Annotated in this window: 8 protein-coding genes and 1 pseudogene; 7 read left to right on the forward strand and 2 right to left on the reverse strand. The window is 71.4% G+C overall.

Translation table 11 applies throughout. The annotated features are described in order from the left end of the window. From AOK01_RS01840 to AOK01_RS01860, 5 genes and pseudogenes are all read left to right on the forward strand, one after another. Positions 1-641: pseudogene (locus AOK01_RS01840) on the forward strand (FAD-dependent oxidoreductase); the annotation flags it as partial. Then, complete coding sequence (nirB, locus tag AOK01_RS01845; RefSeq protein ID WP_055507656.1) at positions 641-3,277, forward strand: nitrite reductase large subunit NirB; 2,637 nt, start codon at positions 641-643, stop codon at positions 3,275-3,277. The pseudogene AOK01_RS01840 and the gene nirB, both read left to right, overlap by 1 nt. Continuing rightward, entirely contained in the window at positions 3,274-3,663 is a 390-nt protein-coding gene (gene nirD, locus AOK01_RS01850) for a nitrite reductase small subunit NirD (RefSeq protein ID WP_055507658.1), read from the forward strand. The genes nirB and nirD overlap by 4 nt, the downstream gene beginning before the upstream one ends. 144 nt (positions 3,664-3,807) lie before the next feature. Next, positions 3,808-4,974: an alkaline phosphatase PhoX gene (locus AOK01_RS01855; protein WP_055507660.1), complete on the forward strand. Its 1,167-nt coding sequence runs from the start codon at positions 3,808-3,810 to the stop codon at positions 4,972-4,974. A 178-nt stretch (positions 4,975-5,152) separates the two neighbouring features. Beyond that, complete coding sequence (locus AOK01_RS01860; protein ID WP_055507662.1) at positions 5,153-5,623, forward strand: LAETG motif-containing sortase-dependent surface protein; 471 nt, start codon at positions 5,153-5,155, stop codon at positions 5,621-5,623. 145 nt (positions 5,624-5,768) lie between these two features. Here AOK01_RS01860 and ppdK read toward each other — a convergent pair whose 3' ends face one another. Beyond that, the gene (gene ppdK / locus AOK01_RS01865) at positions 5,769-8,540 is read right to left on the reverse strand and encodes a pyruvate, phosphate dikinase (protein WP_055507664.1); all 2,772 of its coding nucleotides are present in this window, start codon (positions 8,538-8,540) and stop codon (positions 5,769-5,771) included. A gap of 490 nt (positions 8,541-9,030) precedes the next feature. Next, complete coding sequence (locus tag AOK01_RS01870) at positions 9,031-10,275, reverse strand: ROK family protein (RefSeq protein WP_055507666.1); 1,245 nt, start codon at positions 10,273-10,275, stop codon at positions 9,031-9,033. A 332-nt stretch (positions 10,276-10,607) separates the two neighbouring features. Here AOK01_RS01870 and AOK01_RS01875 point away from each other — a divergent pair, with 332 nt between their 5' ends. After that, positions 10,608-12,068, forward strand: coding sequence for an amylo-alpha-1,6-glucosidase (locus AOK01_RS01875; protein WP_245702034.1), 1,461 nt, complete (start codon positions 10,608-10,610; stop codon positions 12,066-12,068). Then, positions 12,065-14,005, forward strand: a complete 1,941-nt coding sequence (locus AOK01_RS01880) for an amylo-alpha-1,6-glucosidase (protein ID WP_055507668.1) — start codon at positions 12,065-12,067, stop codon at positions 14,003-14,005. Before AOK01_RS01875 ends, AOK01_RS01880 begins: the two co-directional genes overlap by 4 nt. Positions 14,006-14,040 lie beyond the last annotated feature (35 nt).

A 14,040-nucleotide genomic window follows, 5' to 3' on the forward strand; every position in this document is an offset into this window, starting at 1 on the left:
GCGCGGTCCGCTCCGTCCGCTCCGTCCGCTCCGTCCGCTCCGTCCGCGCGGTCCGCTCCGTCCGCTCCGTCGAGATGGCCGACGGGTACGCCCTCGACGCCGACCTGGTGGTGCTGGCCTGCGGCGTGCACCCGCGCGTGGGCCTCGCCCAGGACGCGGGTCTCGCCGTGCACAAGGGCGTCATCGTCGACGACGAACTGCGCACCTCCGACCCGCACATCCGGGCGATCGGCGACTGCGCCCAGCACGACGGCCAGGTCTACGGACTGGCCGCTCCGGCGCTCGAACAGGCCGAAGTCCTGGCCGAGTTGCTGGCGCGCACCGCACCCGCGGAGGGTGCCACCGGCTACCGCGGCACCCGCGCCCTCACCCGCCTGACCCTCGCCTCCGGCACCCCTCTCGACCTCGCCGCCTTCGGGGAGCACACCGCGCTGCCCGGCGACGACGTCATCCAGCTCACCGACGCGACCCGCGGCACCTACCGCAAGGTCGTCGTCCGCGACGACCGCCTGGTGGGCGGGGTCCTCGTCGGCGAGCTCGGCACCGTCGGCGCGCTCGCCCGCGCCTGGGAGGGAGCGGAGCCGCTCCCCGCGGACGGCGCCCCGCTGCTCCACCTGCTCACCAACGATGGAGGCTCCTGATGTCCACGACCGCACCTGTGGGAACTGGCCCCCGCCCCACGATCGTGCTCGTCGGCCACGGCATGGTCGGCCAGCGCTTCCTCGAAGCGCTGGCCGAGCGCGGCCTGACCGCCACGCACCGCGTGGTCGTGCTGTGCGAGGAGCCGCGTCCCGCGTACGACCGCGTGCAGCTCACCTCGTACTTCGCGGGCCGCACGCCCGAGGAACTGTCCGTGACGGACATGGAGTTCATCGCGGAGCACGGGATCGAGCTGCACATCGGGGACCCGGCCGAGACCGTCGACCGGGCCGCGCGCACGGTCACGGCCCGCTCCGGCCTGACCGTCGGCTACGACACGCTGGTGCTGGCCACCGGCTCGTTCCCGTTCGTGCCGCCCGTGCCGGGCAAGGACGCCGAGGGCTGCTTCGTCTACCGCACGATCGAGGACCTGCTCGCCATCGAGGAGTACGCGAAGGCACGGGCGACGACCGGTGCCGTGGTGGGCGGCGGGCTGCTCGGACTTGAGGCCGCCGGTGCGCTGAAGGGGCTCGGACTCACCACGCACATCGTGGAGTTCGCGCCGCGGCTGATGCCCGTCCAGGTGGACGAGGGCGGCGGCGCCGCGCTCCTTCGCACCATCGAGAACATGGGCCTCACGGTCCACACCGGCACGGGCACGCAGGAGGTCGTCACCGGCGACGACGGCGCCGTGACCGGCATGAAGCTCTCCGACGGCTCCACGGTCGCCACCGACCTGGTGGTGTTCTCGGCCGGGGTACGCCCCCGTGACCAGCTCGCCCGCGACTGCGGACTCACCGTGGGCGAGCGCGGGGGCATCAGCGTCGACGACCAGTGCCGTACGGTCTCCGACCCGCAGGTCTTCGCGATCGGGGAGTGCGCGCTGGCCTCGGACGGCCGGGTCTACGGCCTGGTGGCCCCCGGCTACGAGATGGCCGAGACGGCCGCCGCCACGATCGCCACCGTCGCCGCAACCGAAACCGACGGAGTCGACGGGGCGGCCTTCACCGGCGCCGACCTCTCCACCAAGCTCAAGCTCCTCGGTGTCGACGTCGCCTCCTTCGGTGACGCGCACGGCGCCGCCGACGACTGCCTCGACGTCGTCTACTCGGACTCGCGCTCGGGCACGTACAAGAAGCTGGTCATCGGCCGGAACGGCGAGCTGCTCGGCGGCATCCTGGTCGGCGACGCGGACGCGTACGGCACCCTGCGCGCGTTCACCGGCTCGGTGCCGCCGATCGCCCCGGAACAGCTCGTCCTGCCGGCCGGCGCCGGCGCCCCCGTCCAGCTCGGCCCGTCCTCGCTGCCGGACGAGGCGATCATCTGCTCCTGCCACAACGTCACCAAGGGCGCGATCCGCGGCGCGGTCACCGACCACGCGTGCACGACGGTCCCCGAGGTCAAGAAGTGCACCAAGGCCGGTACCGGCTGCGGCAGTTGCGTCAAGGTGCTCGGCCAGCTCGTCACCTCCGAGCTGGAGGCGAGCGGCGTCGAGGTCGACAAGGGCCTGTGCGGCTGCTTCCCGCAGACCCGCGAGGAGCTGTACGAGATCGTCCTCGCCCTGCGCATCGCCTCGTACCAGCAACTCCTGGACCGCTACGGCCGCGACAGCGCGCGCGGCGGCGACGGCTGCGAGGTCTGCAAGCCCACGGTCGGCTCGATCATCGCCTCCCTCGCGCCCACGATCGGCGCCGAAGGCTACGTCCTCGACGGTGAGCAGGCCGCCCTCCAGGACACCAACGACCACTTCCTCGCGAACCTGCAGAGGAACGGCTCGTACTCGATCGTGCCGCGCATCCCCGGCGGCGAGATCACCCCCGAAAAGCTCATCGTGATCGGCGAGGTGGCCCGCGACTTCGGCCTCTACACGAAGATCACGGGCGGCCAGCGGATCGACATGTTCGGCGCACGCGTCGAGCAACTCCCGCTGATCTGGGCCCGCTTGGTGGACGCGGGCTTCGAGTCCGGGCACGCGTACGGAAAGTCGCTGCGGACGGTCAAGTCGTGCGTCGGGCAGACCTGGTGCCGCTACGGCGTGCAGGACTCGGTGCGCATGGCGATCGACCTGGAGCTGCGCTACCGGGGCCTGCGGTCCCCGCACAAGCTCAAGTCGGCGGTCTCCGGCTGCGCCCGCGAGTGCGCGGAGGCCCAGTCGAAGGACTTCGGCATCATCGCCACCGCCAACGGCTGGAACCTGTACGTCGGCGGCAACGGCGGCGCCACCCCGCGCCACGCGGACCTGCTCGCCCAGGACCTGTCCGACGCCGAACTGATCCGCCTGATCGACCGTTTCCTGATGTTCTACATCCGCACGGCCGACCGTCTGGAGCGCACCTCGACGTGGCTGGAGCGGATCCCCGGCGGCCTCGACCACATCCGCGACGTGGTCGTGGAGGACTCGCTGGGCATCTGCGAGGAGCTGGAGTCGCTGATGACAGCGCATGTCGCGGCCTATCGCGACGAGTGGGCCGAGACCATCAACGACCCGGAGAAGCTGTCCCGCTTCGTCTCCTTCGTGAACGCGCCCGACACCCCCGACCCGGTCGTCGGCTTCGTCCCCGAGCGCGACCAGATCAAGCCCGACCTGCCGCTGCTGACCATCGGTACCCGCCCCCTGGAAGGAAGCGCCCAGCGATGACGCTCGCACCCGAGACCACGACGCTCAGGATCCAGCTCCGCCCGGCCACCCCGACCACGTCCGCCGTCTCCTCCTCCGCTGTGGACGACGACTGGTTCGCGGTCTGCGACCTCTCCATGCTGATCCCCGGCCGCGGGGTGGCCGCGCTGCTCCCGGACGGGCGCCAGGCGGCGCTCTTCCTGGACCGCGCGGGCCGGATGTACGCGATCGACAACCGTGACCCGTTCTCCGGCGCGGCCGTACTCTCCCGCGGCCTCACCGGCACCCACCAGGGCCGCCCGTTCGTGGCCTCACCCCTCCTGAAACAGCGCTTCGACCTGGAGTCGGGCCGCTGCCTGGACGACGACTCGGTGACGGTGACGACGTACGAGGTGCGGGCGAGGTAGCGGCCCGCGGTTCCCCGCGACGGCGTGATGCGTACACGTCACCAAGTGGTTACGGTACGTCCACCCCGCGCTCCTAGGCTGCGGCGTTGCGCGACCTCGTCCCCGACCGGCGGACGGGGCAGCCTCGGCACCCTTGGAGCCACAGTGGAACGTCGTACTCTCCTGCGCGCGGCCATACTCGGCGGTTCGACGGCCGTACTCGGCGGCACCCTGTGGCGCGGTGCCGCGTACGCCGCTCCCGCCCAGCCCGGCACGGGCCCGTACGGGGCACTCGGCTCGGCGGACGCGAACGGCGTCAGGCTCCCGGGCGGCTTCACCAGCCGGGTGATCGCAAGGTCGGGCCAGCAGGTGTCCGGCACCTCGTACACCTGGCACAACGCCCCCGACGGCGGGGCCTGTTACGCGGACGGTGCCGGCTGGATCTATGTCTCCAACTCGGAGATCAACCCGTCGGGCGGCGCGAGCGCGGTGAGGTTCTCGTCGGCGGGCGCGGTCACGGGCGCGTACCGCATCCTGTCCGGCACCCGGCAGAACTGCGCGGGCGGCAGGACGCCGTGGAACACCTGGCTGTCCTGCGAGGAGGTGTCCCTCGGGTACGTCTACGAGGCCGACCCGTGGGGTGTGAACGCCGCTGTACGCCGTGACGCGATGGGCCGCTTCAAGCACGAGGCGGCCGCCGCCGACCCGGTGCGCGAGGTGGTGTACCTGACCGAGGACGAGACGAACGGCTGCCTCTACCGCTTCGTGCCGACGACCTGGGGCAGCGGCAGCCTCTCCGCCGGCACCCTCCAGGTCCTGGTCGCCGGAACGGCGACCTCCGGCTCCTTCACCTGGGCGAACGTGCCGGACCCGGACGGCTCCCCCACCACGACCCGTACGCAGGTCTCCGGCGCGAAGAAGTTCAACGGCGGCGAGGGCTGCCACTACGCCGACGACACGGTCTGGTTCACCACGAAGGGCGACAACCGGGTCTGGCAGCTCGACCTGGCCTCCAGCACATACGAGTTGGCGTACGACGACTCACTCGTCACCTCGGGCACGGCCCCGCTGACCGGCGTGGACAACATCACCGGGACCTCCTCGGGCGACCTGTTCGTCGCCGAGGACGGCGGCACCATGGACATCTGCGTCATCACGCCCGACGACGTGATAGCCCCGTTCCTGCGCGTCGACGGCCAGTCGGGTTCGGAGATCACCGGCCCCGCCTTCTCCCCGGACGGCACCCGCCTCTACTTCTCCAGTCAGCGCGGCACCAGCGGCAGTTCGTCCGGCGGCATCACCTACGAGGTGAAGGGTCCGTTCCGCTCGTAACCCCTCACCTCCGGGTTTACAGATGACGGATCCATGAGCGGAGAGCTACCGTCCGGTCACGTCACGTTCGCATCACGGGTCCGTCATTCCGCCGCAGCCCCCTCAACCTCTCCCATACTTTCGTCCCCTCAAATCCGACTGATCGCCACTCCGTGATCATGCATACGGATACGCGGCCATGCGTGCGGATATCAGCACCAATCTGGGGGCTCCTGACGTGAACCAGTTCCACAAGCCCGCCGCCGTAGTCGTCGCCGCGCTGGCGTTCGCCGTTCTGCCGGCCACCGCCGAGGCGCACGACGGGCTGCACCCGTTCAAGAACTGCACCGAGGCGTACGAGAACGGGTACGCCAACATCGCCAGAGGCGACGAGCACTACGGCGACCACCTGGACCGTGACCAGGACGGCGTCGGCTGCGACAAGCCGCCCGCGGACTTCGTCCCCGCGTCCGACAAGACGGACGGGGACGGCTCCGCGGACGACACCGCGGACAGCAACACGGACGGCAAGAAGGACGATCAGGGCGCCGACCTCGCCGAGACCGGAGGCAGCGGCGCCACCGCGTACATCGCGGGCGGCGGCGCGGCTGTCCTGCTGGCCGGGGGCGGGGTGCTGTTCACCGTACGCAGGCGCCGTGACGCCCGCTGACACACCCGTGGGCACACCCGTAGGCAGCGAAGAAGAGGCGGCGCCCCGCACAAGGCGCCGCCTCTTCTTCTTCTTTCGTACGCCGGGGTCCCGGTCCGCCGCGGTGAGGGTCAGGGTAGAACGGCGGATCGGGACCCCGGAGTCCCTACCGGTGGTCGCTCCCCTGTGAGGAGGACGCCGCGCGGCCCGCCTCCAGCCGTGCCACCGGGATGCGGAACGGGGAGCAGGAGACGTAGTCGAGGCCCACCTCGTGGAAGAAGTGGACCGACTCCGGGTCGCCACCGTGCTCGCCGCAGACACCGAGTTTGAGGTCAGGGCGGGTCTCGCGGCCGGCCTTCACCGCGGACTTGACCAGCGAGCCCACGCCGTCCCTGTCGATCGTCTCGAACGGGGAGACCCCGAAGATGCCCTTCTCCAGGTAGGCCGTGAAGAAGCTGGCCTCCACGTCGTCCCGGCTGAAGCCCCACACCGTCTGGGTCAGGTCGTTGGTGCCGAAGGAGAAGAACTCGGCCGCCTCCGCGATCTGACCGGCGGTCAACGCAGCGCGGGGCAGCTCGATCATCGTGCCGAGCGCCAGTTTCAGGTCCACGCCGGTGTGCTCCCGCACCTCGGCGATGACCTGCTCGGCCTCGTCACGGACGATCTCCAGCTCCTGGACCGTGCCCACGAGCGGGATCATGATCTCGGCGCGCGGGTCGCCCTTGGCGTTCTTGCGCTCGGCGGCGGCCTCGGCGATCGCCCGTACCTGCATGGTGAACAGGCCCGGGATGACCAGGCCGAGGCGTACGCCGCGCAGGCCGAGCATCGGGTTCTGCTCGTGCAGCCGGTGGACGGCCTGGAGCAGCCGCAGTTCGTTCTCGTGCGGGTCCTGGCGGGCCTCCGCGAGGGCCACGCGCACCGACAGCTCGGTGATGTCGGGCAGGAACTCGTGCAGCGGCGGGTCGAGGAGGCGGACGGTGACCGGCAGGCCGTCCATCGCCTCGAAGAGCTGCACGAAGTCCTGCTTCTGGAGCGGCAGAAGCTCCTTCAGCGACTCCTCACGCTCGGCGTCCGTGTCCGCGAGGATCAGCCGCTCCACCAGCTCCCGCCGGTCACCGAGGAACATGTGCTCGGTGCGGCACAGGCCGATGCCCTGGGCGCCGAAGCGACGCGCCCGCAACGCGTCCTCGGCGTTGTCCGCGTTCGCCCGCACCCGGAGCCGCCGCTTGCGGTCGGCGAAGGCCATGATCCGGTGGACGGCCTCGACCAGTTCGTCGGCGTCGTCGGCGCCCGCGTGCATCCGGCCCTCGAAGTACTCCACGACCGGGGAGGGCACGACGGGCACCTCTCCCAGGTACACCTTGCCGTTGGAGCCGTCGATGGAGATCACGTCGCCCTCCTCGACGACGTGCCCGCCGGTGACGGTCATCCGGCGCCGCTTGGTGTCGACCTCCAGCTCCTCCGCGCCGCACACACAGGTCTTGCCCATGCCGCGGGCGACGACGGCCGCGTGGGAGGTCTTGCCGCCGCGCGAGGTGAGGATGCCCTCGGCCGCGATCATGCCGTCGAGGTCGTCGGGGTTCGTCTCCCGGCGGACCAGGATGACCTTCTCACCGGAACGGGACCACTTCACGGCCGTGTACGAGTCGAAGACCGCCTTGCCGACCGCGGCGCCCGGTGAGGCGGCGATGCCCCGGCCGATCCGCGTCACCTTTCCGCCCACGGCCACCGAGTCGTCGAAGCGCGGGAACATCAGCTGGGCGAGCTGGGCGCCGTTGACGCGCTGGAGTGCCTCGGCCTCGTCGATCAGGCCCTGGTCGACGAGCTGCGTGGCGATCCGGAAGGCGGCACCGGCCGTCCGCTTGCCGACGCGGGTCTGGAGCATCCACAACTGCCCGCGCTCGATGGTGAACTCGATGTCGCAGAGATCCTTGTAGTGGTTCTCCAGGGTCTCCATGATCTGCATCAACTGGTCGTACGACTTCTTGTCGATCCGCTCAAGATCGGCGAGCGGGACGGTGTTGCGGATGCCCGCGACGACGTCCTCGCCCTGCGCGTTCTGCAGGTAGTCGCCGTACACGCCCTGGTGCCCGGAGGCCGGGTCCCGGGTGAAGGCGACACCCGTGCCGGAATCGGGGCCCAGGTTCCCGAAGACCATGGAACACACGTTGACGGCCGTGCCCAGGTCGTGCGGGATGCGCTCCTGGCGGCGGTAGAGCTTGGCGCGCTCGGTGTTCCAGGAGTCGAAGACCGCGTGGATGGCGAGGTCCATCTGCTCGCGCGGGTCCTGCGGGAAGTCCCGGCCCGCCTCGGTCTTGACGATCTTCTTGAACTTGGTGACGAGCTTCTTCAGGTCGGCCGCTTCGAGGTCGGTGTCGACCACGACCTTCTTGGCCTGCTTGGCCGCCTCCAGCGCGTCCTCGAAGAGCTCGCCGTCGACGCCGAGGACCGTCTTGCCGAACATCTGGATGAGCCGGCGGTACGAGTCCCACGCGAAGCGGTCGTCCCCGGCCTGCTTGGCCAGCCCCTGCACGGACGTGTCGGAGAGGCCGATGTTCAGGACGGTGTCCATCATGCCGGGCATGGAGAACTTCGCGCCGGAGCGGACCGAGACGAGGAGGGGGTCGTCGGCCTGGCCGAGCTTCTTGGCCATCTTCGCTTCGAGGGCGTCGAGGTGTGCACTCACCTCGTCACGCAGTGCCGCCGGCTCGTCGCCACTGTCGAGGTAGGTCTTGCAGGCCTCGGTGGTGATGGTGAAGCCGGGCGGGACGGGAAGGCCCAGGTTGGTCATCTCGGCGAGGTTGGCACCCTTGCCGCCGAGAAGGTCCTTGAGTTCCTTGTTGCCCTCCGTGAAGTCGTAAACGAACTTCACGCTTTCAACGCCGTTGTCGCCGCGGTCGCCGCTCTCGGCTACGTGGGGATCTTTGTTTTCCGACACGGGTCTCGACTCCTCGGGACGCGGTGGCTGCCCTGACGACGGGGAACATACCCAGATCGAAGGCACCTGGGTACGTCCACTTGCGCGTCATACGGTCGTAACCACCCGTCCGCCAGCAGATCGAAAGTCAAGGGCAGGTAAGGCGCTGGCGCGTTCCGCGTTCACCTCTTGAAGGAGTCAACGCCCGTAGACTTCGAATGCCGCTCTTTTGAGCGGGTGCTGGCACGTCTGAGTTCAGGCCGTAAACAACTGAAGAGTGGCACTGAGTGCCACCCTTTGAGAAGTACAGCCGCTCACGGTTCCCTCAAGACCCGCTCATCCGAGCGAAACCCCGATCAGACGTGGCGAGAATCACGCTTTCCGCAGCACCGGAATTTCACCATGTGGACTGCATGTGGGATGCGTCCGCCCAGCCGTACACCGCACGGGAGCGGGCCGTACCGGCACGGCCCCGACCCACGACGGGAAACGCACGCCGGGAGGACCGTCCTCACACCCCCATGGCGTGCAGCCGCTCCTCGACCCGCTCGGGCGCGTACAGGTGCTCCACGACCAGCGCGCCCGCTCCGACCAGGGCCGCCCGTTCCCCGAGCCGGGACGTGACCACGTCCAGGTGGGCGGTGGAGCGGGGCAGCGCGCGCTGGTAGAGCAGTTCGCGCACGCCGGTGAGGAACGCCGTGCCGGCCAGATCCCCGGCGATCATCAGGACACCGGGGTTGAGCAGCGTCACCACGGTCGCCAGGACGTCACCGACGTGCCGGCCCGCCTCCCGCGCGAACGCGGCCGCGCCGGGGTGCCCCGAGGTGAGCAGGTCGCGCACGTCCGAGCCCGACGCCGCCGCGACCCCCGACTCCGCCAGCCTGCGTGCCACGGCTCCCCCACTGGCAACGGCGGCGAGACAGCCGTACGACCCGCACCTGCACAGCGCGTCGGCGCCCTCCGGGACCCGGATGTGCCCGATGTCCCCGGCGCCTCCGTCGATGCCCCGGTAGATCGTGCCGCCGACGACCACGCCCGCGCCTATCCCGGTGGAGACCTTCACCAGGACGAACGCCGAGCAGTCGGGGTGGGCGGTGCGCTGCTCCCCGTACGCCATGAGGTTGGCGTCGTTGTCGACCAGGACCGGGACGGGCCCCGCGCCCGTGTGCTCGGTGAAGGCGCGGGTGAGGCGGCCTCTTATGTCGTAGCCGTCCCAGCCGGGCATGATCGGCGGCTGGACGACCCGGCCCGTGTCGGAGTCGACGGGGCCCGGCACGGCGAGCCCGATGCCGCACACCTCGTGCGCCCGGTGCCCGGCCTTCTCCAGCAGCTCGGCGAACCAGCGGCCCAGCTCGCCGAGCACCGCGTCCGGCCCTTCCTCGACGAGCAGCGGCCCCGCGTGCTCGGCCAACAGCTCACCGGTCAGGGACAGTACGGCGGCGCGGGCGTGCCGGGTGTCAAGGTCGGCGGCGAGGACCACCCCATGGGAGTCGTCGAACTCCAGGCGGACCGAGGGGCGTCCGCCGAGCGGCGAGTCCACCGGGCCCGCGGCGCCCTCGCGCAGCCAGCCGGCCCGGAAGAGCCGGTCGAGGCGTTGCCCGACCGTGGCCCGGGACAACCCGGTGACCTGCTGCAACGCCCCACGGGTGGTGGCACGTCCGCTGCGCACCAGCTCCAGCAGGTCGCCGGAGCTCGCCTGACTCCCGGCCTTCGCGGCCTTCGCTGCCCTCGCGGTCGTCCCGTCCGGTGTGGTCATTCCGCTACTCCTCGTGGTCCCGGTCGCGCGAAACCCCTTGCGCTCACCAACTCTGCATTACATATTGAGTTTTGCGTGTTAAATAGACGTAACCCTACGGTAGCTACTGCCGAACTGGTCGGCCGCATGTCTTCGGGGAGACCTGAGTGGATCGCACAACCCAGCTCACCGCCCGCCGCACCGCGCACCTGGGCCCCGTACACACCGCCGCCCCACCGCCGGTTTCCGGCCATGGTGAAGACGGCCGGGCCGCCGAGAACGGCCAGGTCGAGGCCGCCGTATACGATCCGGGCCACCGGGCGGGGCCGCAGTCGCGTGCGCTGTCCGGACCACTGCCGGAGCCGAAGCCGTCGTCAGCGCCGTTTGCCGAGCCGCTGCACGTCAGGGCGGCCCAGGTGCTGCACAGCAACTGGACGGGCGCGTCCACGGTGCCCTCGCACAGCCTGTATCCGCACCAGTGGTCCTGGGACTCCGCGTTCATCGCGATCGGGCTGCGCCATGTGTCGCCGCTGCGGGCCCAGTCGGAGCTGGAGACGTTGCTCGGCGCGCAGTGGGGCGACGGCCGGATCCCGCACATCGTGTTCAACCCCTCCGTCCCCCTCGACGCGTACTTCCCGAGCCCGGACTTCTGGCGCTCCTCGACCGCGGGGCGCGCGGCGGGCGCCCCGCGCACCGTACAGACCTCCGGCATCGTGCAGCCACCGGTGCACGCGCTCGCCGTGTGGCTGGTTCATGCCGCCGACCCGGGGCTGTCGCGGGCGAGGTCCTTCCTGTCCCGGATGTACCCGCGGCTCGCGGCCTGGCACCGCTATCTGCTGCACCGCAGGGACCTGGGCGGCGGGGGCCTCGCCTCGGTGGTCCACCCCTGGGAGCAGGGCATGGACAACGCCCCGAGCTGGGACGCGCCGCTCTCCCGTGTCACGCCCGCCCCGGCCCGCTCCTTCCGCCGCGCCGACCTGGACCACGGCGCCGCCGAGGACCGGCCGACGGACCTGGACTACGGCCGGTACGTACGCCTGGCGGCGGACTACCGGGACGCGGGGTACGCGGACGGCGCCGCCGGCATCACCGGTACCGTCGGCGCCGCCGGGTTCGCGGTGGAGGACCCGGCATTCAACGCGCTGCTGATCGCCTCCGAGCACGCGTTGGCGCGCATCGCCCGCGAACTGGGAGCCACGGGCACCGCCCGGCACGCGCGCGCGGAGCGGCTGACGGCGGCGCTGGTGGACCGGCTGTGGGAGCCGGCCCAGGGCATGTTCTTCTGCCGGGACGTGCGCACGGACGAGCTGATCCCCGAGCGCGGGGTCTCCGGGCTCGTCCCGCTGATCCTGCCGACGCTGCCGCGCGAGACGGCCGCGACGCTCGTACGGACGCTGCGCGGGCCGCACTTCGGGCTCGGTGACACCACCCGGCTCGTACCGAGTTACGACCTGACCGGGCCCGCCTTCGACCCGCACCGGTACTGGCGCGGCCCGGCCTGGTTCAACACCAACTGGCTGGTGGAGCGCGGGCTCCGGCTGCACGGGGAGCACGCCCGCGCGCGGCGGCTGCGCGGCGCCCTGCTGGAGACGGCGGACACCTCCGGGTTCGCCGAGTACGTGGACCCGTACACCGGTGAGGCCTGCGGGGCGCTCGGCTTCAGCTGGACGGCGGCGCTGACGCTGGACCTACTGCACGAAACGCATGACGTGCATGACGTGCACGAGGCGCCCGACGCGGCGCACGGCACGGCCGAAGAGTTCGGCGAGGGCGCCATGGGAGCCATGGGTGCCATGGGAGGGAAGCTGCGATGACGGACCGGCATCATCTGCTCGTGCACGGTGGGACGTTCGTCGCCGTGGGCGACGGCGGGGACATCAGCGGAGTACGCGGCGGAAGCTCGCAGGCGGCTCCCGACGGGCTGTTCGTGCGCGACGCCCGGCATCTGAGCCGCTGGCAGCTGACCGTCGACGGGGCGGTGCCCGAGGCGCTGTCACCGGTCGCGGACGGGGACACGGCCCGCTGCGTGCTCGTACCGCGCGGCGGCCGGCAGGAGCCGCCCGCCCACACGCTGTTCCGCGAACAGGCCGTCGCCGACGGCTCGTTCGTCGAGTCGCTGCGGATCACCAGCAACCGCCCGGTGCCGACGACGATCCGGATCGCGGTCACCGCGGACGCCGACTTCACCGACCAGTTCGAGCTGCGCTCCGACCACCGTACGTACGCGAAGTCCGGCGCGGTCCGCTCCCGCCAGGTCCTCGACGACGGCGTCGAGTTCGGCTACCGGCGCGGGGAATGGCGGTCCAGTACGACGGTGACCTGCGAGCCCGCGCCCGACGGCGTCGAGGAGACCGGCACGGGCGCGCGGCGCCTCGTGTGGACCCTCGACCTCGCACCGCACGGCTCGGCCGAGCTGGCCCTCCGGGTGGCGGCGCGCCCGCACGGCATGCCGCACCCGGAGGTGCCCCGCACTCCGGCCGCCGCGAACGCCCGACTCCTCGCGCTTGAGGAGGAGTTCGCGGAGGGTGTGCCCTTCCCGACGGGCTGGCCCGAGCTGGCCGCCGCGTGTGCGCGGGGCCTGTCCGACCTGGCCTCGCTCCAGGTGCCGGCGACGGGCCCCGACGGGGAGGCACTTCGCGTCCCGGCGGCCGGAGTCCCCTGGTTCCTCACGCTGCTCGGCCGCGACGCCCTCCTCACCTCCCTCTTCGCGCTCCCCTACCGCCCGCAGCTGGCCGCCGCGACCCTCCCCGCGCTCGCCGCGGCCCAGGCGACCGAGGTCGGCGTGGGCACGGTGGCCCAGCCGGGCAAGATCGTGCACGAGATGCGGCAGGGCGAGCTGGCGCACTTCGGGCAGGTGCCGTACGGGCGGTACTACGGCTCGGTCGACGCGACACCGTTGTTCCTCGTCCTGCTCGGCGCGTACGTCGAGCAGACCGGCGACACGGCACTGGCCCGCCGTCTTGAGCCCAACGCCCGCGCGGCGATCGGCTGGATGCTCGACCACGGCGGGCTGACCTCGCGCGGCTATCTCGTCTACCGCGCGGACGAGGGCGGTCTCGCCAACCAGAACTGGAAGGACTCCCCCGGCGCCATCTGCTCCGGCGACGGCAGCCGGCCGACGGGGCCCGTGACGGCCGCGGGCGCGCAGGGGTACGCGTACGACGCGCTGCGCCGTACCGCGTACCTGTCCCGGACGGTGTGGAACGACGAGGTGTACGCGGCACTCCTCGAACAGGCCGCCGGGGATCTGCGGGACCGGTTCCAGCGGGACTTCTGGATGGCGGACCGCGACTTCCCGGCGCTCGCGCTGGACGGCGAAGGGAACCACGTCGACGCGCTCGCGTCCGACGCCGGGCATCTGCTGTGGTCCGGACTGCTGGACAAGGAGTACGGGGAACTGGTGGGGCGGCGGTTGCTGGAGCCGGACTTCTTCTCCGGGTGGGGCGTACGGACGGTCGCCTCGGGCCAGCCCGCGTACCATCCGCTGTCGTACCACCGGGGTTCGGTGTGGCCCCACGACAACGCGCTGATCACGTTGGGCCTTGCGCGGTACGGGCTCCACGACGAGGCGCGGACGGTCGCCCACGGGCTCGTCGACGCGGCCACGGCGGCGGGGCACCGGCTGCCGGAGGTGCTTGCGGGGTACGGGCGGGATACGCATGGGGAGCCGGTGCCGTATCCGCATGCGTGCGTGCGGGAGTCTCGGTCGGCGGCGGCGCCGCTGGCATTGCTCACGGCTACGCTCCGCTGAGGGCGCGGGTGTGTGGCTGCCGGTGTGTATGCGGG

Origin of the sequence: Streptomyces aurantiacus (genome assembly GCF_001418335.1) — a bacterium.
Lineage (GTDB): Bacteria > Actinomycetota > Actinomycetes > Streptomycetales > Streptomycetaceae > Streptomyces > Streptomyces aurantiacus.